Raw genomic sequence first — 22295 nt, 5'->3', positions numbered from 1 at the left:
AAAATCTGGATGTCTGCCTATTCGGACATCTTTACATTTCCCTATCTTTATCCATCCAAATTTTTTAGTTACTAATGAGTGAAGATCTGAACGAAAACGATATACCTGCTGCAAATAACGACGATAAAATCCATAACGTAACCTCACTCGACGGATTGTATGAAAACTGGTTCCTTGACTACGCCTCGTATGTAATCCTTGACCGTGCCGTTCCGCATATAAATGATGGTTTAAAGCCCGTACAGCGCCGTATCCTCCACTCGCTTAAAGAGATGGATGACGGGCGTTTTAATAAAGCCGCCAATGTTATTGGTAACACCATGAAGTATCATCCGCATGGTGATGCGTCAATTGGCGATGCCATGGTACAAATAGGCCAAAAAAACCTGTTGATAGATTGCCAGGGCAACTGGGGCGATCCGGTAACCGGCGACTCGGCAGCCGCGCCGCGTTATATTGAGGCCAGGTTATCCAAATTTGCGTTAGAGGTTGTTTTTAATGCCGATACTACCATTTGGCAGGCCAGCTATGATGGCCGTAACAAAGAGCCTATCACGCTGCCGGTAAAATTTCCGTTGCTGCTGGCACAGGGCGCCGAGGGTATTGCGGTAGGTTTGGCCACCAAGATATTACCCCATAACTTTATTGAATTACTGGATGCATCGGTTGCTGTATTACGGGGTCAGACACCAAATTTGCTGCCTGATTTTCCCACCGGCGGGATGGCGGATGCATCTGCCTATAATGACGGACAGCGCGGTGGACGTATCCGCGTACGCGCAAAAATTGTGGAGCGCGATAAAAAGACGCTGGTTATTACCGAGATCCCCTTTACAACAACCACCGGCGGTTTGATTGACAGCGTTATAGCTGCCAATGATAAGGGTAAGATCAAAATCAAAAAAATTGAAGATAATACCGCGCAAAATGTGGAGATAGTGATCCACCTGGCGCCGGGTATCTCGCCCGATGTGACTATTGACGCCCTGTATGCTTTTACCGATTGCGAGGTGTCTATATCGCCAAATACCTGTGTAATACAAAACGATAAGCCACGCTTTATGAGCGTGAACGATATGCTTACCGAAAGCACCGGATTTACCAAAGAGCTGCTTAAACTGGAGCTGCAGATTAAGCTTAAAGAGTTAATGGAGAAAATATTCTTCAGCTCATTGCTTAAGATCTTTATCCAGGAAGGGATGTACAAGCATCCGGATTATGAAAAATCTGGTACGTTTGATGAAGTGCTGGTGGTATTAAATCGGTTGTTCGAGCCATTTTTGCCTTTGTTTTATCGCACGATACTGGCCGAGGATTATCGCAAGCTGATCGATAAACCGATGAGCAGCATTACCCGTTTCGACTTTAAGAAAACGGACGAGCAGATCAAAAATCTGGAAAATGAGATCAAAACCGTAAAAAATCATCTTAAACATCTTACCGAATATACCATCGACTGGTTTGAAAGGTTAAAAGAGAAATATGGCAAGGGCCGTGAGCGTAAAACAGAGTTGCGCACTTTTGATAAGGTTGAGGCATCGCAGGTGGCATTGGCAAACGTTAAACTATATGTTAACCGCGAGGACGGCTTTATAGGGACGGGCTTAAAGAAAGACGAATTTGTAGGCGATTGTTCTGATATAGATGAGATCATTGTTTTTCGCGGAGATGGGCGCTGTATCATCACCAAAGTGCAGGAGAAAGTTTTTGTGGGGAAAGAGATCATTCACGTTGCGGTATTTAAAAAGAACGATGAACGCACTGTATACAACATGATTTATAAAGACGGGCAAAGCGGCGTAAGCTATATCAAACGTTTTGCAGTTACCGGCGTAACCCGCGATAAGGAGTATGATCTGACCAAGGGTAGCAAGGGCTCAAAAGTTTTATACTTTTCTGCCAACCCCAACGGCGAAGCCGAGGTGGTTAATGTACAGTTAAAGCCTCACGCGAAACTAAAGAAGTTGCAGTTTGATGAGGACTTTGCGTTGCTGGCTATTAAAGGTCGCGGGTCAATGGGTAATATCATTACCAAATACCCGGTTAAAAAGATCCTGTTAAAGAGCAAAGGGGTCTCAACCCTTGCCGGGCGTAAAATTTGGTATGACGATATTTTAAAACGTTTAAATATTGACGCGCGTGGCAAGTTCCTGGGCGAGTTTGACGGTGATGACCGGATACTGACCGTATTTGCCAACGGCGTTTATGAACTAACCAGTTTCGACCTGAATAACCATTTTGATGATAAGATGGTCATTATCGAAAAATATAATCCGGAAAAAGTTTTTTCGGTAGTGCATTATGATGGCAAATCAAAAAACTACCTGGTTAAACGTTTCGTTTTTGAGAATACGGTTATCGGTAAACAAACCAGCATTATCAGTGAAGAGCCCGGATCAAAATTGATCGTAATATCAGGTGCGTCGCAGGCTGTAGTAAAGGTTGATCAGTTAAAAGGTGCGGCAAAAACGCCCGAGACGGTTGAGCTTAACCTGGCCGACCTGATTGATGTTAAAGGTATGAAAGCAATGGGTAACCGGTTATCGGTCCATATTATACAAAGCGTAGTGCTGGAAGCAGAGCATGACGATGAGGAAGATGTACCGGATCCAGAACCGGATTCGGTTGCCGATACCGAAATCTTAATAACACCGGAGGATAAAGTAGTATTGGATGAGGCGCCTGCGATAGTGGAAGAGCCCGTATCCCTGCCGGTAGAAAAACCAAAGCCACCAATACGGGCGCAAAAACCTGAGCCGTTGGCAGAAAAGCCTGCCGAAGAGCCTGAACCTGTGGTTGAAGCGCCAAAGCCTGCGGAAGAACCGCCGGTTAAAAAGATAGATTTTGAGATAACTAATCCAGATGATATCGATATAGACGATAAGGGACAGTTAGGGTTATTTTAAAGAGATAAAGATCTATTTTATAAGATGCTGGATAGTAATCTGTTCTGAAATAAAATGAATAATTAGTTGGTTAGTCTAAGCTGAATTTCGGAAAGGGATTAAATCTTACCTAAATAGACCTCTGTCTGATATTCGAAGTTTACTGTGCCGTTAGCTTGATACTGTTCAAACAGCAATTTCAACTGGGCCAGAAAAGCTTGCCCAGCTTCGGTATCTTTTGGAGGAACATAGGATGACGAAAACGCACGGCCCACTAAACCATCTTCATCAAAAACCTGTAGGTGGCTGTATTTTGCCAGCTCATACTTCCCGCCACTAAAAAAATTATTAAAATTAATGTCGGTAATATTTCGGTGATTTACTTCTTTATAGTCCGACCCCTGATTTTGTAATAGAAGCTCATAGGCAATTGCAAAAGCGTCCGCTTCTATCTGCCGGTTATTCCAGATCAGGGCCACTAAGCCGTTAGGCTTTAAGATTCGTTTAAATTCGGATTTTGTTTTTTGCTGATCAAACCAATGAAAAGCCTGGGCGCAAACTACCAGGTCCATGCTGTTACCTGCCAATGTTGTTTTTTCCGCTGTGCCATTTACTGAATGGAATGTATTGTATTTTTTTAGATCTTCTTCAGCATACTGGCGCATGGCGTCGTTGGGCTCAACGGCATAAACTTTATAGTCCTTATCCAGTAATAATTTGGTGAATATACCGGTACCCGAACCGATATCCGCGATAGTGGATTGATTAGAAAGATGCGCCTGTTCACTCAAAAAAACCAATACCTGTTCGGAGTAGCCGGGCCGGTATTTTACATAATTATCTACACGGTTACTAAAACGCTGGGTCGGAGCCGTCATTTGCTACATACTTATAAAAAAGGCAGCCTCAAATACGTGTCCTACCTGCAGTTTTTGTATGGCTTCTTTTTGGCTGATTTCAACATGTTTTCCGGTGCTATCGGCGCAACCCAACCATGGCTCAATGCAAACAAAATCTGCACCGGGTTTATTCCAGAGTCCCAGGTAGTTAAAATGCGGGAACTCTACTGTTAATGATTGATCGTGTTGGGTGCTTTTAATAGTCACCACTCTTGAGCGCAGGTTTTTAAATACCAGTGCGTCTTTAGCAAACAGTTCGCGGGTTAAAAATAGCTTGCCTTTATCGGTGGGTACCGGTTCGGTTTCGCCATTAAATGTGCCTTCGGATGAAAGCAGATGCGTTTCTAACTTTTCGTCCAGTTCAAATTCAATATAATAATCCTCGTGGTTTTCGCCTTTGTTAAACGGCACATTAAAAGCGGGGTGCCCGCCAACCGAAAAATAGATAGTTTTTTTATCCAGGTTGATGACCTTATAAGTTACCCGCAAGGCATCGTCTATCAGGTCGTAATGAATTTGGAAATCAAACTTATAAGGATACTTAGCCAGCGTTTTTTCGCAATACGGCAAAGAGAACCAGGCTGATTGTTCGTTTGACGATATCAATAACAATTCTGACGTGCGGGCAAAACCATGCCTCGGCAATTCGTAGGTATTCCCATCAACCAAAAGCTCGTTGTTTATTAATTGCCCCACTATCGGGAACAGGTTAGGGGCATGCCAGGGCCAGATGCCCGCATCGCCCTGCCATAAGTGTTCAACGCCGGTAGTTTTGTTAAAAAAAGAGGTGAGCTCGCCGCCCTGGTTACGAATAGCTATTTTAAAAAGATGGTTCTCTATGATCGTCATTATCGGGTTGATTAATGGTTGAATAGTTTAACAATTATCAAACACAGTAGTTTTAACTTAATCACTATTCGCGCCGATAAACATACTCAAACCTGATTAATCATCATCATCCTTTTTGCTTTTTTGTTCTAAAATTACAAAAGCGCTCCGCCTTGGCGCCGGCATAACCGAATTTTCGCCTTTTACCGATTTCCATACCACTTCGTTCAGCAACAAATCCGGTACCTTATCTTCATCCGCAAGATTAAATGAATCAGAAATCTTACTGCTTTTATTTACCGCGATGTTGCGTTTTTCTACATCAACCAGTGGCGCTTTTAGCCGGTAGGGGGTAAAATCAGGCGCACTGGTAAAGCAATCATATAAAGGCATGGCCGCGGCGTCATACTGGCTCATCGGCGGCAGGCCCAGAATAAGTTCCATGGTACGCAGTACGCCTGATGTTGAGTACATGCCATGTACCACGGCATTGCGCTTTACATACGGCCCGGCCACGTATACCGGCGACCGGTGCGCATCGACGTGGTCTGATCCGTTTTGCGCATCATCTTCCAGAACAAACACTACCGATTCTTTCCAGATCGGGCTTTTTGAAAGATGCTCGATCAGCATACCTACACCCTGGTCATTATCAGCAACAGCGGCAATTGGCGAAATTGCGCCTTTACGTTGTCCGCTGGTATGGTCGTTACCCATCCGTACAATATTCAGCCGCGGCACCTGGTTAATATTAAGCAGCGAATCAAAATCATGCGCCCATACGCTTTCACGAAACCTGTCGGTTATGTTTAAATCAAACCCGGGTGTTTGTACGCACATGTGCCCCTCTAAAGCTTTAATAGTTGTTTTACCATAGGCGGCAAACTCGCCGTAACTGCGATAGCTTACCCCGGCGCGTTTGCAATAATCCCATATATAACCATCGCGCGGATCAACGATCTTGCGCACGCCTTCGCTGCCATAATCGCCACCGCGGCCACCATAGCTGGTTGGCCAGGTTTTTTCAATATAGTCGGTTGCATAGGCGGCCGTGCTCCAGTTATGGCCATCTGCACTTACTTCAGCGTCTACATAAAAATTATCAAGCAATGAAAACTCATTGGCTATAGCGTGCAGGTTGGGGGTAACGCTATTGCCAAAAATACAAAGCGAAGTGTCGCCATTGCCTTTTGGCAGGTCACCTAAAACCTGGTCGTAAGTTCGGTTCTCTTTAATGATATAGAACACATATTTAATGGGTGATTGATCTGCCCGGCTGCGGGGGATAGGGTTGCCCTGTTCGCCCGGTGCCATTTTTTCTAATTTATCATTAAACGGCGTATTGGCATAAACCTGTTTGGTATAAACTTTAAGCTGACCGCCAGTAGGGGTATTGATAAAGGATAAGGTGCCTTTAAATAAGCCGCCAATGTATTGCTCTTTTGTATTGGTAGCGCCTTTTTGATAGCTGCTGTTATCTGCTTTTCTTATCGGATGTGGCCCGTCGGGGTTTGCCATTGAAGTAAACCCTTTACCATTAGCTACTAAAATTTTATTACCCAATGTTTTAACGTTGGTGGGATACCAGCCAACCGGAATAAAACCGCGGCTTTGACTGTTGCCGGGTTTACTCACATCAAAAACAGCCAGGCAGTTATTGTCGGCGTTGGCAATGTAAAGTGTTTTTTCATCGGCAGATAATGCCAGCCCGTTGGTAGTTGACCCGGTTAACTTTGTCGGGAACAATGATGTTGAAACCACTTCGGTTACCTTGTCAGTCGCGGTATTTATAATTGATACCGAATTATCGTTAGCATTGGCAACAAATAACCGTGTGCCTTTTTTGTTTAGCAGCAATTCATTGGGGTGGCTGCCCACTTTAATATTGCTTAGCCTGCCGGATACCGTATTATAACGGGTAATTTCCTGAGCGTTCCAGGCAGATATGTACAAGATTTTTTCATCAGGCGACAACGTACAGCTATAAGCTTCGGAAGCCAGTTTTATTTTTGATTTTACAGCGCGGGTTTTTAAATCGACGATATACAGGCTATTGTCCTCTTTGGTCACAGTATACAAAAGCGTATTGCTTCTATTAACAACGATGCCGGTTGGCGATATTTTGTCTTTTGGATAAGGTAAACCAAATTTAATCGTATCGGCGGGGATTATTTTATTATCCTTTACCCTGAAATCTATTATCCAGTTATCGTGGCCGCCTGATGCATACAGGTGCTTCTCATCATGGCTAAAGGTTAATCCGTACCATAACTTCCCGATTACTTTTTCATCAAGCAGTTTTTCATTAACCGGGTCAATTAGCTGGATTGATTGTGTGCTTTGCCCGTTATTGGTAACAGCCAGCAATTTTCCGGATGGCGAAAGCTGGATGTTTAAGGGCAGATCGCCTAATGGCAGCGCCGTGCCCGCCGGACTCAATTTCCATCCGTTAGGCAAAAGTACCTGGCCGGTTTGTGGTATTTTACCGGGTAATTGCGCCTGTGCCTGCAGCCCGATGGTAATAAGCGCTGCAAAACCAAATAATAGTTTATGTTTCATGATTTTTAACTGGGTAAATCAAAAATAGCAATTGATTTACGGTAAAATCCTATTTAACACAAACTTAATATAATTGTTACTGATCTAATTTTATTAAGGACCTGATGACAGAATCTTTTTGCGCGCCGGTTAGCTTATAATTAAACTTAAACAGGGCGTTCTCAAAATCGCCATAGGCTGGGTTGGGTATAATAATATACTTGCTGCCAAATTGCTTTTTAAGTTTCTCGGTAGTTATCCTGCGGCTTTCTTCAGTTGGTTTGTTGTCATACAGCGCGTCAAAATCCGGCAGGTTATCGCCGCAAAGCAGTACGACATTATATTTTGCCAGTACCTGTTGCCGACGGCTCTCTTTGCTTGATACCGTTTGTTTTAAGATAATATGCGCATCATCAGCATACGGCAGGTTATATAGTTTTAAATTTTTTGTGGTGCCGGGGCGTTCGTCCTCATCACGATTGGTGATATAAAAAACAGCTACGCCTTTTGATGCCGCGTATTTAAAAAACGAAGGCGCGCCGGGTACTGTATCGCAAATGCCTTTGGCGGTCCATTGTTTCCAGGCTTTAAGATCAAACTCCAGGTTATTTACGGCCCTTATGGCATCATAGGGGCTATTGTCTAACAGCGTTTCATCGATATCGGTGATCACCGCCAGGGGCTTTTTGCTTTTGTGTTTCAAAGCAGCATCTAACCGCAATTTGGCCAGGTTATAAGCCTGGAAACATAAAGCTTTGTACTCGGCGGCTCGCTGTTGGTACAGCGATGCCCATACTTTACCGCCGTTGGCGATAGACAGGGTTTTTGAAGCATCCTGCGCTTTAGCGGCAAAAAAATAAAACAGCAAACCTGTCAGCAGCAGTATTTTTTTCATGGTTATAATAGCTCCGGTTTAATTTTATCGGTAAACTCTTTAGCAAACTTATTTAGTTTGGGCTGGATGACAAAGGCGCAATAGGATTTTGAGGAGTTATCAGCAAAATAATTCTGGTGATAATCCTCGGCTCTATAAAATTCACTTGCCGGGCTGATCTCGGTAACGATGGGTTTGTCGTAAATCTGTTCATCGGTCAATCTTTTGACCATTGCTTCGGCTTTTTGCTTTTGCTCTTCGGTATGATAAAATATAACCGAGCGGTATTGCGTCCCCACATCATTGCCCTGGCGGTTTAAGCTGGTAGCATCGTGCGTTTTAAAAAATATCAGCAATATTTCGTCAAGACTAACTTCATCCGCATCATATTCTACCTCAACCACTTCGGCATGGCCGGTGGCTCCGGTGCAGATCTGTTCATAAGTCGGGTTTTTAGTTTCGCCACCCATATAGCCCGATATAACGGCCCTTACACCTTTTACGGTTTGAAATATGGCCTCGGTGCACCAAAAGCAACCGCTGCCAAATGTTATTTTCTGTATATTCATAATATTATAACGAAGGTATGACTCTTTGGTTTAAAAATATGTGTTTAAACATTTGATTTGTCGATTTAATTGATAAGTTTTGTATAATAAACTTAAAACTCACAACTTATGAAAATTGCAGTATTAATTGCCCGGATCTTACTTGGTTTGATCTTCGTGGTGTTCGGACTAAATTTCTTTTTTCCTTTCATGCCAAAACAACCTATGCCGACTGGTGCGGCAGGTGCATTTGCCGGTGGTCTTTGGGGCTCGGGTTATTTTTTCCAGTATTTGAAAGTTATTGAAATTGTAAGCGGATTGTTTTTGTTATTAAACCGTTACACCGCATTCTTTTTACTGGCGCTGTTGCCTATCAGCGTAAACATCTTTCTATATCATGCCATATTACTGCCCGCAGGGATACCTGTTGGTGCAGTGGTTATTGTATTGAATATATTTTTGTGCATAGGGTATATTAAATATTACAAAAGCGTGTTTACGGCTAAGCCGACGGTATAATTACGAAAGTTAATGATCGCCAGGTCTGGCAATCATTTGTAATAAAAAGGTCCCCTGATAATTCAGGGGACCTTTCTTTTTCCGGTTGTATCAAGTTATTGGTATTGAATATACATTGGGTAAGGTTTTTTCTTCAAAACCTCCTCGGGCGTTAACATGTGGTGAGGTGCTTTTTTAATATCATTTTTATAAAATAATTTAAAGCCTGTAAACTGTACCGGCTCATTGTAAATAAAGTAACGCCAGGTACCTTCTTTCAAGTCAGGCTCACCCCAGCCATCCATGTCCATTACTAACTGAATCTCCGGGTGTAGTTTGATGTTTTGATAGTTGGTTACCATCTTTTTAGTAAAACGGTGTACAATTAAAATTTTAGGAGGCAGGTTGTATTTCTTAACCAGGCCGGCAAGGTAGCCCGATACGTAGTTAATATCATTAGCATCATAGGTGCCTATCTTTTTGCCCGGAAGTGAACCGTCTTTCATAGAAAACTCAGGGTCCATACCAAAATGCACCTGTGGCATAATCAGGTATTTCTCTAACAGTGGTAACTCTGTGCGGATATTACTTAAAGAAACCTGCACATCTAAAAATACAATGGCATGCGCTTTTTTAGCCAGATATAAAACGGTATCAATTTGTTTGAACGGCATACGGTGACGGTACATTTTATCTTTACCCGGATCGCCACTGGCTACTACGGCAATATAATGTAAAGCAGGTTGTACGGGTACCTGCGGATCGGCTTTTTCCCAGTGCTTCACTTCGCCTTTTAGCTTGGCAAGCATCTCGTTTGCCGGAAGTTCGCCTAAAATGCCCATCTTTTTTGAGTACAGATTGCCGTAATAAGCAACTACCCTTTTAAAAGGTAAAATAGCACCCGGTATAGGGTAAGGCGTGTTTTTAACGGGCCATTTGCCGGTGGTATCACCGTGGGCCATGCGTTTCATCAATGAATCGTACTGTTTCTTATCAATAGGGGGGTAAGCTACTTTTACAGTGGTGTCGCCAGGTGCGGGTTCTTCTTTTTCGACGGCAGCAGCGGTTGTAGTTGTTGCTTTAGTATCCTTGACACCAGGTTTACTTTGAGTGCAGTTAGAGAATAAACCTAACGATGACAGCATGAATACTGTGGATAGAAATATATTTTTCATTTAATCAATTTGTTTTACTGTATTTGGGCTAATTGTGTGGTACGGGCCTGGCATATTATACCAAGTGCAAAATAACATCTTTTAATGGGGCTGTCACCTTAAAATTATCCACAAAAGTGCTATTTGTGTTTATAAAATTTGCCAAACACTCCCAAAGGTAGTTTTATGCCTGATGTGGCCTGCAAATAAAGCTCGCCAATTTCAAGGTTTTGTACTTTAGGAAGAGCACTTTTAATTAAATTCTCAACAATAACGGCCGAGAAACCCAGAGAGTAGGTATTTAATATCAGGAAATGTTCTTCGGGATCAAGCAGCTGTACCACATCCTGCATCATTTCATTGATATGATCTTCCAATTTCCATTTTTCGCCATTTGGCCCGTGGCCATAAGCCGGCGGATCAAGGATGATACCATTATATTTTTTGCCGCGCTTTAATTCGCGTTTTACAAATTTAAGGGCGTCTTCAACCACCCAGCGGACATCTTTTAGGCCGGATAGTTCCTGGTTCTCGTTTCCCCAGGTCACAACCTGTTTTATGGAATCAACGTGCGTTGTATCGGCGCCCGCAGCGCGGGCTATTAATGATGCGCCGCCAGTATAAGCAAACAGGTTAAGCACTTTGGGTTCGGGCGTTTTAAATTTTTTGATGTTTTGCGATATATAATCCCAGTTAACGGCCTGCTCGGGGAAAATGCCCAGGTGTTTAAATGAGGTAAGCGCCAGCCTGAATTTAATAGCGGCCTCGGGGTTTTTATATTCAACATGCCACCGGTCAGGCGTCGCCGGATTTTTCTTTACCCACTCGCCGGATGTGGCCGAACGGCCCTTAAACCTGATGTGGTGCAAACGCTGCCATTCTGCCTGCGGCAAAACCTTGCTCCAGACTGCCTGTGGCTCGGGGCGGATCAGTGTCACATTACCAAAACGTTCCAGTTTTTCAAAATCGCCGCAATCAATAAGCTCGTAATCTTTCCAGTGTATGGGCGTAAGGAGTTGGATCATACTTGTATATTATACGCAATACGTTTAAGCAGTACGTTTGATTTTGGGCAAATATAAGGATAACTATAAAGTTAACACGGATAGGCGGCTTGATTTTTGATAAACCGCGATTGCACCCCCGCAGTAACATGTTTGTTAGATTAACCTGTTTTTTTTTCGGGGTTGGGTTTAATGCGTAATTTTATAATAACTAAATATATACCTGCGTGAAAAATTTTAATCTAAAATCATTCAAGCTGTTTTTGCCGGCTTTACTATTCCCGGTCATCGTCAGTGCTCAAAAGCTTCCAAAAATTCAAATTACAAGTGTGGCTGCTCCTGCCGATATAAAGGTTGATGGTAAAACTACCGAGTGGAATAATAAGTTCCAGGCGTTTAACCGCACAACAGAGGTGTTTTATACCCTGTCAAACAGCGCAACCAAGCTGTATTTCACGGTGCAGTCTACCGAAAGAAAAATCATCCGGAAATTACTATCTAACGGTATTACGTTAACCATAATGGCTGATCCCAAACAAAATAAGGACGGGCTGGCTGTAACTTTTCCGTTTTATGGAAAATCAGAACGTCCGCCGTATCTAAATTTGAGGAACCCTTATGAAACGGTAAAGGATACCAACCGGAACAATGCGATGCAGGATTCGGTAGTAACCGCCTATAATGCCGTCCTGGCCGACAGGCTGAAAACTATCGGTGTTATCGGCGAACCTTCAATTCCGGATAGCACACTGTCTGTTTATAATACTGAAGGTTTTAAAGCAGTGGCCCGTTTTGATAAGAAGTTATCTTACACGTATGAACTGGCTATACCCCTTAGTTATATAAAATTTGCGGCCGATAAACCGGGCACATTTAAATATAAAATACAGGTAAACGGCCCTCCGGGTGAGGTTAGGGTGGTGGATGACGGACGGAGAATGGTATATACCGCCGGCGACGGCAGCGAAGTTAACATAGGGTATCCCGGACCGGACAACCTTGGCTTTGCAAACCCGACCTTCTTTTTTGGCGAGTATACGTTGGCTAAATAATATAATATAGCTGTCAATAAATAAAAGCGATGTTAATTGCCTGGCATCCAATTATTATGTATTTTTATTTAACCAATTATTCCCCTGTAGTGAAAAAATTTAAGCGTACACCTTATAAGCTGCTTTGGCCTGCTTTATTGTTTTCCATTAGTGTTAGCGCCCAAAAACTTCCGGGCATTCAAAAAAACTCACTTCGCGCGCCGGCCAATATCAAAGTTGATGGTAAGGCCAAAGAATGGGGGAATAAATTACAGGCCTATAACAGGTCGATACAGGCATTCTACACAATAGCTAATGACGATAACAAACTTTATTTAACGGTACAGGCTACAAAAAAAGAGATCATTAATAAAATAATTAATGGCGGTGTTTCTTTCACGGTAGGTAAGGCTGCCAAAAAAACTACCGTTGGCGGCATAACCGTTACCTACCCGGTATTTGATATGCAGGACAGGCCCGTTATAAATCTTAATGCTTTCGCCGATATTGTAGCGGGCTCAAACGGCGCTGAGAAACGTGCGGATTCACTAATGAAGACCAATAACGAAAATCTGGCCCAAAAATCTAAGTTTATCCGGTTAACCGGGTTAAAAGACCTGGACACACTAACGTCGATCTATAATACAGACGGGATAAAGGTGGCAAACGCGTTTGATAATAAAATGGTTTATACGGTTGAGATGAGTATAGAACTAAAATTATTGGGCATGTCGGCCAAAGACCAAACTCATTTTAACTATAATATAAGGTTTAATGAGATTCAGATTGATTTTGTGCCGGGCATAATGATCACCCGGAATGAAGACGGCACCATAGCCCTGATGAACGTTGTAAATTCAAAACTGGCGAACTCCTACATAAGCGCACTCTCAACTACCGATTGCTGGGGCGAATACACCCTGGCTAAATAACATCAGCAAGGGTATACAAATTAGCGGCTAAACACCGGCTATAGTTTTACTTTTGCCGCCTGCATAAATTTGCTGGCAAACACAAAGTCGTTTAGTTCCTGGTTATCGGTTTTGGCAATTTCTTTATTGCTGCCTTCCCACCATTTTTCGCCGTTATGCAGAAATATAACATGCTCGCCAATACCCATAACCGAGTTCATATCGTGGGTAACAATAACGGTGGTCATGTTATACTCTTCGGTTAGTTCATTGATCAGGTCGTCAATCAGAATGGATGTTTTTGGGTCTAGGCCCGAGTTTGGTTCATCAACAAATAAATATTTTGGCTGCATGGATATAGCCCTGGCAATACCAACCCGTTTTTTCATTCCGCCAGATAATTCGGCAGGATAGAGTTTGTTCTTGCCTTCAAGGTTTACGCGTTCTAAGCAGAAATTGGCGCGATCCAGTTTTTCGGCGGTAGTCTGCGTAGTAAACAGGTTTAGCGGGAACATGATGTTTTCCTCAACCGTCATCGAATCAAACAGCGCCGAGTTTTGAAACAACATGCCGATATTTGTACGGATAGGCACCCGTTGCTCAAAGTCCATATTGGTAAAATTTTCGCTGTCAAAAAAAACATCACCTTTTGTGGGCTCATGCAAGCCTACTATACATTTTAACAACGTTGTTTTTCCGGAGCCTGAGCCGCCGATGATCAGGTTGTTTTTTCCTTGCTGGAAATTGGCAGATATACCTTTTAGTACCTCATTCTCACCAAAGGTTTTATAAATATCCTTGATCTCGATCATAGCATGACACGGGTTATAACCAGGTCGGCAAATAAAATCATAACGCAGCTATAAACCACGCCTTTGGTTGATGATTGCCCAACCTCTAACGCACCGCCCGAGGTATAAAAGCCCTGATAGGCACAAATAGAAGAGATTAAAAAGCCAAAAACTATCGCCTTAACTAAGGCTACCTGTATAGTTAATCCGTCAAAGCCGTCACGTACGCCGGCAATATAATCGCCGGGGGTGATATCACCAGAAAATACGCAGGCAATATAGCCGCCGGTAATGCCAAGGGTTATTGAAACAATAACTAATAAAGGTATCATGGTCATGCTGGCAATAATTTTGGGCGATATTAAATAACCGGGGGCATTTACACCCATGATCTCTAAAGCGTCAATTTGCTCCGTCACCCGCATGGTGCCAATTTGTGAAGCGATACTTGAACCTACACGGCCGGCTAATACAAGGGCAGATATGGTTGGGCTAAACTCAAGTATGGTCGAGTCGCGGGCTATTTTACCCGCGATGCTCATTGGTGCCAAAGGGCTGCTTAATTGAAAAGCTACCTGTATAGTAGTGGCGGCGCCAATAAATAATGATATAGTGGCAATAATACCTAACGAGCCAATGCCGATGGAAACCATCTCCCGCATTACCTCTGACCAGTAAACACTAAATTTTTCAGGCTTCCTGAAACTTAAACGTAATAAAAGTAAATACTTGCCTAAACTATAAAACATGCTTTCATATAAAATCGGGTTAAAAATACATTTACTTTTTGAACCTGATGCTGCGTAATTTAGTAATTTAACGGAAAAATAGATGAATTGTTTAATCGGGTACGTTAATTGGAAAAATTGATGACCTGCTGATTTAAACTAAAAGAGACGGGCAGTTTATAATTCGCTCGTACAGGTTTATCATTTAGTAATGCAGGTTTCCATTTAGGCGATAATTTTATGAACCTTATTACCTCATCCTTCATTGTCTGACTGGGGCCTTGTATTACATGTATATTAGTTAAGCTACCGTCCGGCTCAATTATAAATTCAACAATGACTTTTCCAGATATGCCGTTTTCTCTGTCATTTCTTGGGTATTTAATATTAGAAAATAGAAACTTCATGAAAGCGTCCTGTCCACCTGGAAATTCAGGACTTTTATTAAATTTATAAATACTGTCCGCAGATAGTTTCACTTCTTTACCTGTTGTCAGATAGCTGAGATATGCGTGAGGGTATATTCCCTTAGCTAACTTATCGTCACTATTTGATAATCTAAAACATACCAAAATGTCAATTTGTACCCTTGCAGGTGGGCCGCCGGCCACAGCTATACCAGGTGTCCATGGAGATGACAAACCGAGTAACCGTAATGCTTCTTCACCTAAGGTGGCAGATGGCGTTTTTGTAACTCTTAGCCGGGTTAGCGTCCCGTCTTTTTCAACAATAACCGTTACGGCAACATCACCGGATATCTTCTTTTTAACATCCTCGTCAGGATAAAATAAATTGTTGTCTAAAAAAGTATCAAAATCATAGGGTTGAGTACCACTATTATATATATATGAAGGAATTGTGTAAGGTTGGGTTATTACAGGCCCAGTACTGTCATAATATGCGTATCTGGTTGTATCAATAATAGGGTGCCATATTATACCTAATATCCCATTTTTAACTGAGGTATACCTTAATAGTTTGGTGTAATTTTCATCTAATTGAACCCATTTGCCGTTTCCTTTTTCTGCTAAAACATTTCCTGAAGTGTCCCGGCACTCAACAAACTTTACGTTGTTGTTAGAAGGATCATATTCCTGAACCGCATATAATTTTCCGCTGGCATAATTTTGTATAACGGTACCAAACATTTTGCCTTCCTTAAAAGTCATGGTGCTTTGCCGGTGCCCATTCGGAAAAAAATTAATAAGTGGACCTTCTAAAGTTAATATTGGAGAGTGTGCACTGGTAAAGCCAATGGATTTGGCCTTGCCGTTTAAATAATATTGACGAAAGGGATATAGTTTTCTGTTTACGGTTAAATCGTGCGGATAGACAAATAGCACATAGGTGGCACTATCTTTATTATTGACTATTACATTATTTTTGTTAAGATAGCAAATCAGCGTGTCACTAATGTTGTTATTCTGTGCGCTGGCTGTCTGCCAAATCATCAATGACAGCAAAAAGGTAGATAAGGTTTTAAACATGTTTTGAAGATAGTATCAATTTTTTACTTTATCAAAAATACCCCCGCCCGAAGGTAAAAACCATTTCACCGACTATTCTGCCCCGTTCCCCGATTTCTATAAGCGGTATCTTTTAAATATATCTACTTTTATACTATGAAAAATGCTTTAATAACCGGCGCAACTAAAGGAATGGGACGTGCAATAGCAATAGCTTTTGCCCACGAAGGTATCAACCTGGCCATTAACTCACGCAATGCAAATGATCTTAATGCTTTTAAAGCTGAGCTATTACAGATCAACCCGGCTATCAAAGTTTTTACCGCGGTGGCCGATGGCAGTAATAAAACAGAGTTGTTGCAATTCGCCAAAAATACGCAGCTGCAGCTGGGCACAATCAACATCATCGTTAATAATTTGGGCATGTACCAGTACGCTAAAATATTGGATGATGAGCCGGGCTTATTTGACAGGATGGTTAATACCAACCTTATGCCGGCTTACGAATTGTACCGCTTTTTTGGTAAAAGCATGGTAGCCGCAGGCGAAGGGCATATTTTCAATATCTGCTCGGTAGCGGCGCTTAACCCGGTAGTTGATGCAGGTATTTATAGTGTAACAAAGGCTGCCCTGTTAAGTCTCAATAACGTAATGAGGCTTGAAATGCAACAGCATGGAATTAAGGTAACTGCGGTTATCCCGGGCTCAACATTAACCGACTCATGGAAGGGGCAGGAGATTGATAAAGACACAATGGTTTTACCCGAAGACGTAGCATCGGCCGTTGTTAATATTTATAAGATGAGCAAAGGTGCTAACGTCGACCAAATAGTAATCAAGCCCGCCGGCGGGCAGTTATAAACCGACTTTTAAACTTAAACGAAATGGAAAAGAAACTTCAGCGCGACGAACATAATAAAATGATAGCAGGCGTATGCGCGGGCCTTGCAGACTATCTGAGTATTGATGTAACCCTTATCAGGGTGTTATTTGTATTAACATTGGTATTACATGGCTGCGGGCTGATACCTTATATTGTTTTATGGATAATAATGCCGAAAAAAGCCTATGGCTTTAGCGGGGCCAATTTTAACAACCCCGGTCCGGTTGATTATACCGTGCCGCCACAACCCAATGGCCCGGTTGATTATACCGTACCGCCGCAACCCAATAGGCCGGTAGATTATAGTGTACCCAACCAATTTGGCAGCTTTACGCCGCCGCAAGGCGAACCGGTGGTAATGCCGCCTAAAAAAAGGTCAAGCGCGGGTATAATAGTTGGAGCGGCCCTGGTAGCATTTGGCGCTTTCTTTTTGATGGACAATTTTAACTTGCTGCCAGATTGGGATTTTGACCGCCTGTGGCCGGTGATATTTATTATTGGCGGTTTATTACTGGTGTTTTCGCCACGGAAACAGAAACCCTGGGAAAAAGAAAACTGGAACACCGCTGGTGAGCCGGTAACCGAAGCAAAAACAGATGATAAAACAGAGGACACCCCTCCGGCGGTTTAATTTTTTAAAGATAAGATCATGAGAAACGATAAAATTGTACCAGGCGTAGTCCTGATAATGATAGGCGCAATTATTTTACTGCACAACTATGGATATGCGATGTTCCATATAATGAACCTGATATACTTATTGCCTATATTAATTGTAATTGCAGGCATTAATCTGATATTTGGTCATAACAGGCAATCGCCGCTGGCCGTAGCTATAAAACTACTGGTAATTGGCGGCGGATTTTGTCTGATCCTGTTTGGCAGCTTTGCCAGGCACCACAACATCTGGAATAATGACTATAACTATACTTTTGATGATGATGACAATGATACCGGTAAAAACATAGTGAAAGTTAGTGGTAACAGCGTCTTTACCGAACCTTTTACCCCCGACATCAAAGTTGCCCGTTTGAACATAAGTGGCGGCGGCACAATTTACGATCTTGGTGATACTACAGCCGAATTATTTAATGCCCATACCAATGAATTTCATGGCCGTTATGAATTTAAAAAGACCAAAGAAGACTCTGTTTATGTATTGGATTTTAAAATGAAAAGCCAGCATCATGTACATATAGGCTGGAATAAATCAGAAAAAACAAACTCGGCTACTTTTAAATTAAACCCAAATCCCGAGTGGGAAATTAATGTAGAAACAGGTGCAGCCAAGTTGAATTTCGACTTGACAAAATTCAAGATCAGATCATTAAAGTTAAAGGGTGGCGCTGCATCATTTGATGTTAAACTGGGCCAGCCGCTTGCGGTTACTAATATTGAAGTAAGCACCGGCATGGCCGAAGCTACCATCAATATCCCCTTAACTGCTGCCTGCCGTATAACAAGCGATACCGGATTGGCGTCAACCCACTATGAAGGCTTTACGGAAACAAGTGATCATAAATATGAAACACCCGGTTTTGCCACGGCAAAAAATAAAATATATATAAAAATGAGCGGCGGCATGGCCGACTTTAAGGTTAGGAGATATTAAGTCTCTTAACCTTAATTTATAACAGTGGTTATCACATAAGTTTTAGCCAGGCTATCATACCAGGCCTGGCGGTGTTCGCTAAAAAACACGCTTAAAAAAGGTAACCAGATAGTAATAGATAATATCACCCCCAGGTTGCGCAGTAATGCGCGGCCTATTGATAAACGCTGGCCGTTAATATCAACCACAATTAGTTTAAAGATCTTTTTGCCTAAAGTAGCTTTTAAATTAGTGGCTTCAAAGATAGTTTTGTATAGTAAAAATGTAATCATTATAGTTGCTGAAAGCAGCAACATGCTTGGGGGCACCGGTTTCCCTAAGGTGTAATCAGTAGGGAGTACAATCCAGCCCGTTCGTGTGGCAATATTTGATACAATAATATATAACGCAAAATAATCAATTAAAAAGGCGCCAAGCCTTTTAACGTACGGCGCTAAATTATCCTCAGTAGGGAAATAAACGCCCTGTGCAATAAAGTAATCATTAAATTCAGGTAATTCTGATGCATATTTCGGTGTATCGCTTATTGAAGTGGTGATCTCGGTATAGATATCAATATGCATATCCACCAGCTCCTCATAAGTGTACGGGCCCTTTTTCTCTTCGCCTTCTATCAGGTAATATTCTTTGTTCATGTTGGGTATAAAATACGGTCGAAAGGTAATTAATTCCCGCTTAAAATAATTGCAAAACATGCAAATGCCTTATTTCTTTTTGACCAGCCTGTATTTAAGCCGCCCGACTATATATTCGGTCGAGTCGGTATTAGCATAGGTGTCATATAACTTTAAAGTGTCGGCATTGATGTTAAAGGTGAAAAACTGCCTTGTTTTATCAATCCGCTCAAAAATAATACCATCCAAATTATTCATCGGTTCGCCGCCTATATCTGTAGATATGAAGTAAGTTTTAAAATTGGCCAACGCCGTAACCCGGCCATCATTGGTAAACATCACGTTTGATTGATGCCCGGTGCTATCAATACATAAATATTTACCGCCAATAATTCCTTTGTTCACCAAATAGTTCATGCCAAAATCTAACCGGTCGTCCGGCTGCTTGTTAACGGCTTTTTTGTATTTGGTGGTGATGAGTTTATTGGTTTTAATATGATGTTCGGTTAATATCAGAGTGGTGTCGCCATTGACAATGGTATAGGTCAATTCCCCGTCATAAAAAAGAATGGATAATGGCGATTTACTCGGTCTGAACCTTATCACGTCGCTGCCACCTTCGTGGTTACCGAAGCCGGCATTCACCACCAGGCTATCACCGGTTATTTTAGCGGTGTCGGCATAAAAAGTGGTGATCCCTACGGCGAGGTTCCGGCTTGCTGCCTGCGATTTTGTTTGAATAACCTTATCTATATAATCGCTCTTAATCCAAGCGCCTTGTACAACCGGGTTAAACTACGCTATTAAATTTTGTTTGGGATTGAAAGATGAGCTGGTGGTAGTTGCCTTGTCCTGAGCTGTTGATTTTAGTATTGCTTTTACAGGCCAGCAACGTACGTGCGATAAATATCGTGTACAAGTAATTTTTCATAATAACAGATTTGGTGACGCTAATATAACCCGCGATCTTTAAATATTACTTATTTTTGTGGCAATAAAAGCACACCAACTGCATGAATGCTCCTGCTATAAAATCACTGCCCGGCCGTTACTGTAACTCGTTAACCGGGTACTCTCGTTTTATAACGCGCGAGGTTTATATAGGCGATGTACCCATGGGCGGCACCAACCCCATCCGTATCCAAAGCATGACCACTACCGATACGATGGATACCATTGGTACGGTTGAGCAATCTATCCGGATGATCAATGCGGGCTGTGAGTATGTGCGTATTACCGCGCCCAGTATTAAGGAAGCACAAAATCTGGCCGAAATAAAAAAACAGCTGCGCCAACGAGGTTATAACACGCCTTTAGTTGCCGATATCCATTTTACCCCAAACGCTGCCGAAGTTGCGGCACGCATTGTTGAAAAGGTGCGGGTAAATCCCGGCAATTATGCCGATAAAAAGAAATTTGACCAGATAGATTACACCGACCTGCAATACCAGGGCGAGCTTGACCGGATCTATCAAAAGTTTACGCCATTAGTAAAAATTTGTAAAGAGTACGGCACTGCCATGCGTATTGGTACCAATCATGGATCGCTAAGCGACAGGATCATGAGCCGTTACGGCGATACGCCACAGGGCATGGTCGAGTCGGCCATGGAGTTTATAAGGATGTGCGAGACTTTGAACTTTTACAACTTGTGCATCTCCATGAAATCAAGTAATCCGCAGGTAATGGTGCAAGCCTACCGCCTGCTGGTTGAAACCATGGTGACCGAGGGAATGAATTACCCCCTTCATTTGGGCGTTACTGAAGCCGGCGATGGCGAAGACGGCCGCATTAAGTCGGCCGTAGGTATTGGCACTTTACTGGAAGATGGCTTGGGCGATACCGTCCGTGTATCCCTGACAGAAGAACCCGAAGCTGAGGCACCGGTGGCGATAGCATTGGTTGAGCGTTATACAAGTCGTAAGTCTCAGGTCGAAAGTCTTAAGTCTGAAAAGATTGATTTGACTCAAGACTCAGAACTCAGGACTCAGAACTCAACGCATAATCCCTACGAATACAAAAAACGCGAAACCTGCGAAGCCAACGCTTTTATTGGCGGGCATATGGTGCCACGTGTAGTGGTTGACCTGTCCGGAGTCAATCTCAAAGATGCTTCAGTGCTGGGCGATGCCGGTTATATCTACTCGCCGTTGCTGGATAAATATAACATGGCCGAACAATCGGTTGATTTTGTGTTTTTCGGCGATGAACTGCCGTCGTTTAACCTGCCATCCAACTTAAAACAGCTATATAATTACCAAACCTGGCAAAAGCTGGCAGATAAAACACTTTGCCATCCGTTATTTACTTTAAAAGAATATGTTGGCGATGTAGACCGTTCATCATCCTTAAACCTGGTAAGCCTGAAGCTCGTCGATATCGATTCGGATGAATTTGGCTTATTGCCGTTCAGCAATTCCTTAGTTTTTGTTTTAGAAACCGATGCACTGCACGGTATGGCCGACCAGCGTTCATTTTTCTTCAAATTGGAAGAGTTGGGGCTCGAGATTCCGGTGATAATAAAAAGGTCTTATATTTTTGAAAATCAGGATCCACAACTCACAATCCAGAACCTGCAACTTAACGCAGCTACCGACCTCGGTGCTTTATTAATTGACGGTTTTGGCGACGGCATCTGGATCGATGCGCCGCAGGTGGATACTAAAACCATTACCTCTACAGCATTCGGCATATTACAGGCCACCCGTTCACGTATCTCAAAAACCGAATATATCTCCTGCCCAAGCTGTGGCCGTACATTGTTTGATCTGATGGTTACCACGCAAATGATCCGCAGCCGTACCAGCCATTTAAAAGGATTGAAAATTGGGATAATGGGCTGCATTGTAAATGGCCCCGGCGAAATGGCTGATGCCGATTATGGATATGTAGGCTCCGGTACCGATAAGATCACCTTATATCGCGGAAAAGAAGCGGTTAAAAAGAATATTAACGCTGCAAATGCGCTTGATGAGCTGATAGGCATTATCTGCGAAGACGGTAACTGGATAGAACCGGCGGAAAGATAAGT

Annotated in this window: 21 protein-coding genes; 8 read left to right on the top strand and 13 right to left on the bottom strand. The window is 42.6% G+C overall.

The features are described from left to right. Window positions 1-74: 74 nt before the first annotated feature. Entirely contained in the window at window positions 75-2906 is a 2832-nt protein-coding gene (locus LJ658_RS04805) for a DNA gyrase/topoisomerase IV subunit A (RefSeq protein ID WP_230545323.1), read from the top strand. Between the two features lie 98 nt (window positions 2907-3004). On the opposite strand, the gene LJ658_RS04800 is transcribed toward LJ658_RS04805, so the two are convergent. The 5 genes from LJ658_RS04800 to msrA form a co-directional block, all read right to left on the bottom strand. Then, window positions 3005-3763 (bottom strand): class I SAM-dependent methyltransferase, encoded by a 759-nt coding sequence (locus LJ658_RS04800; RefSeq protein ID WP_230545322.1) that lies wholly within the window; start codon window positions 3761-3763, stop codon window positions 3005-3007. Window positions 3764-3766: 3 nt separating this feature from the next. Then, on the bottom strand, window positions 3767-4633 hold the full coding sequence (locus tag LJ658_RS04795; RefSeq protein ID WP_230545321.1) for an aldose 1-epimerase family protein: 867 nt from the start codon (window positions 4631-4633) through the stop codon (window positions 3767-3769). 96 nt (window positions 4634-4729) lie between these two features. Next, window positions 4730-7171, bottom strand: coding sequence for a bifunctional YncE family protein/alkaline phosphatase family protein (locus tag LJ658_RS04790; protein ID WP_230545320.1), 2442 nt, complete (start codon window positions 7169-7171; stop codon window positions 4730-4732). A 76-nt stretch (window positions 7172-7247) separates the two neighbouring features. Further along, window positions 7248-8045 (bottom strand): 5'-nucleotidase, lipoprotein e(P4) family, encoded by a 798-nt coding sequence (locus LJ658_RS04785; protein ID WP_230545319.1) that lies wholly within the window; start codon window positions 8043-8045, stop codon window positions 7248-7250. Between the two features lie 2 nt (window positions 8046-8047). Beyond that, window positions 8048-8593: a peptide-methionine (S)-S-oxide reductase MsrA gene (gene msrA / locus LJ658_RS04780; protein ID WP_230545318.1), complete on the bottom strand. Its 546-nt coding sequence runs from the start codon at window positions 8591-8593 to the stop codon at window positions 8048-8050. A gap of 108 nt (window positions 8594-8701) precedes the next feature. Between msrA and LJ658_RS04775 the strand changes: the two genes are divergently transcribed. Further along, on the top strand, window positions 8702-9091 hold the full coding sequence (locus LJ658_RS04775) for a DoxX family membrane protein (RefSeq protein WP_230545317.1): 390 nt from the start codon (window positions 8702-8704) through the stop codon (window positions 9089-9091). Window positions 9092-9186: 95 nt separating this feature from the next. On the opposite strand, the gene LJ658_RS04770 is transcribed toward LJ658_RS04775, so the two are convergent. Continuing rightward, window positions 9187-10245, bottom strand: coding sequence for a hypothetical protein (locus tag LJ658_RS04770; protein ID WP_230545316.1), 1059 nt, complete (start codon window positions 10243-10245; stop codon window positions 9187-9189). Between the two features lie 119 nt (window positions 10246-10364). After that, window positions 10365-11249, bottom strand: coding sequence for a class I SAM-dependent methyltransferase (locus LJ658_RS04765; protein ID WP_230545315.1), 885 nt, complete (start codon window positions 11247-11249; stop codon window positions 10365-10367). 206 nt (window positions 11250-11455) lie between these two features. Here LJ658_RS04765 and LJ658_RS04760 point away from each other — a divergent pair, with 206 nt between their 5' ends. Together LJ658_RS04760 and LJ658_RS04755 are read left to right on the top strand one after the other, a co-directional pair. Further along, on the top strand, window positions 11456-12280 hold the full coding sequence (locus LJ658_RS04760; RefSeq protein WP_230545314.1) for a hypothetical protein: 825 nt from the start codon (window positions 11456-11458) through the stop codon (window positions 12278-12280). An 89-nt stretch (window positions 12281-12369) separates the two neighbouring features. Beyond that, entirely contained in the window at window positions 12370-13191 is an 822-nt protein-coding gene (locus tag LJ658_RS04755) for a hypothetical protein (RefSeq protein ID WP_230545313.1), read from the top strand. Window positions 13192-13229: 38 nt separating this feature from the next. Here the strand turns inward: LJ658_RS04755 and LJ658_RS04750 are convergent, their stop codons facing one another. The 3 genes from LJ658_RS04750 to LJ658_RS04740 form a co-directional block, all read right to left on the bottom strand. After that, window positions 13230-13982, bottom strand: a complete 753-nt coding sequence (locus LJ658_RS04750; protein ID WP_230545312.1) for an ABC transporter ATP-binding protein — start codon at window positions 13980-13982, stop codon at window positions 13230-13232. Then, the gene (locus LJ658_RS04745) at window positions 13979-14710 is read right to left on the bottom strand and encodes an ABC transporter permease (protein WP_230545311.1); all 732 of its coding nucleotides are present in this window, start codon (window positions 14708-14710) and stop codon (window positions 13979-13981) included. Before LJ658_RS04745 ends, LJ658_RS04750 begins: the two co-directional genes overlap by 4 nt. Window positions 14711-14814: 104 nt before the next feature. Continuing rightward, entirely contained in the window at window positions 14815-16176 is a 1362-nt protein-coding gene (locus LJ658_RS04740; RefSeq protein ID WP_230545310.1) for a TonB family protein, read from the bottom strand. A 135-nt stretch (window positions 16177-16311) separates the two neighbouring features. Here LJ658_RS04740 and LJ658_RS04735 point away from each other — a divergent pair, with 135 nt between their 5' ends. From LJ658_RS04735 to LJ658_RS04725, 3 genes are read left to right on the top strand one after another with little or no spacing between them, the layout of a single operon-like run. After that, complete coding sequence (locus tag LJ658_RS04735; RefSeq protein WP_230545309.1) at window positions 16312-17016, top strand: SDR family oxidoreductase; 705 nt, start codon at window positions 16312-16314, stop codon at window positions 17014-17016. Between the two features lie 23 nt (window positions 17017-17039). Further along, window positions 17040-17669 (top strand): PspC domain-containing protein, encoded by a 630-nt coding sequence (locus LJ658_RS04730; RefSeq protein ID WP_230545308.1) that lies wholly within the window; start codon window positions 17040-17042, stop codon window positions 17667-17669. A gap of 18 nt (window positions 17670-17687) precedes the next feature. Next, window positions 17688-18650, top strand: coding sequence for a hypothetical protein (locus tag LJ658_RS04725; protein WP_230545307.1), 963 nt, complete (start codon window positions 17688-17690; stop codon window positions 18648-18650). Window positions 18651-18661: 11 nt separating this feature from the next. Here the strand turns inward: LJ658_RS04725 and LJ658_RS04720 are convergent, their stop codons facing one another. The 3 genes from LJ658_RS04720 to LJ658_RS04710 all read right to left on the bottom strand — a co-directional run bounded on the left by LJ658_RS04720 (window position 18662) and on the right by LJ658_RS04710 (window position 20195). Beyond that, complete coding sequence (locus LJ658_RS04720; RefSeq protein ID WP_230545306.1) at window positions 18662-19285, bottom strand: RDD family protein; 624 nt, start codon at window positions 19283-19285, stop codon at window positions 18662-18664. Window positions 19286-19354: 69 nt separating this feature from the next. Further along, window positions 19355-19909, bottom strand: coding sequence for a hypothetical protein (locus LJ658_RS04715; protein WP_230545305.1), 555 nt, complete (start codon window positions 19907-19909; stop codon window positions 19355-19357). Between the two features lie 145 nt (window positions 19910-20054). Further along, window positions 20055-20195 (bottom strand): hypothetical protein, encoded by a 141-nt coding sequence (locus LJ658_RS04710; RefSeq protein ID WP_230545304.1) that lies wholly within the window; start codon window positions 20193-20195, stop codon window positions 20055-20057. 82 nt (window positions 20196-20277) lie between these two features. On the opposite strand from LJ658_RS04710, the gene ispG reads away from it, so the two are divergent. Then, a complete protein-coding gene (gene ispG, locus LJ658_RS04705; RefSeq protein ID WP_230545303.1) occupies window positions 20278-22293 on the top strand; it encodes a (E)-4-hydroxy-3-methylbut-2-enyl-diphosphate synthase in 2016 nt (671 codons plus the stop codon). The last annotated feature ends 2 nt before the right edge of the window (window positions 22294-22295 follow it).

This window comes from Mucilaginibacter sp. UR6-11, assembly GCF_020880695.1.
Lineage (GTDB): Bacteria > Bacteroidota > Bacteroidia > Sphingobacteriales > Sphingobacteriaceae > Mucilaginibacter.
The sequence above is the reverse complement of the archived record's forward strand: the minus strand, read 5'-3'. Positions and strand labels throughout refer to the sequence as shown.